This window comes from Streptococcus infantis (genome assembly GCF_047465035.1).
Lineage (GTDB): Bacteria > Bacillota > Bacilli > Lactobacillales > Streptococcaceae > Streptococcus > Streptococcus infantis_T.
In genome coordinates, this window is the sequence record NZ_JASHAQ010000061.1 from 1 (window position 1) to 522 (window position 522).

General features: G+C 35.4%; 1 pseudogene. It reads right to left on the reverse strand.

From position 1 onward, the window contains the following. Window positions 1-127: 127 nt before the first annotated feature. A pseudogene (locus tag QM406_RS10095) lies at window positions 128-522 on the reverse strand (IS630 family transposase); the annotation flags it as partial.

Consider the following 522-nt stretch of genomic DNA (forward strand, 5'->3'; position numbering starts at 1 on the left):
TCCATAGGATTCTTTCTAATGATGGTTTGGTCGCTTTTTATTATAGATCTTATGGGACTTTTTTTCTATACAAAATAGGCTCCATAAGATCCATAGGGGATTTACCCACTACAAATATTATAGAGCCTTTAATATGAGCCCATGTTTTCTCAATAGGATTGTACTCAGGTGAGTAGGGAGGAAGAGGTAAAAGTTTATGCCCAAATTCTTCACATAAGAGCTCTAGCTTACCCATTCTATGGAATCTTGCATTATCCATAATAATAACTGATGGTTTGTTTAATGTTGGTAAGAGAAACTTCTGAAACCAAGCTTCAAAAAAGTCACTCGTCATCGTCTCTTCGTAAGTCATTGGAGCGATTAACTCACCATTTGTTAGCCCTGCAACCAAAGAAATCCTCTGATATCTTCTTCCAGATATTTTACCTCTTATTAACTGACCTTTTAATGAGCGACCATATTCTCGATAAAAATAAGTATCGAATCCTGTTTCATCAATATAAACAGGTGCTAAGTGCTTTA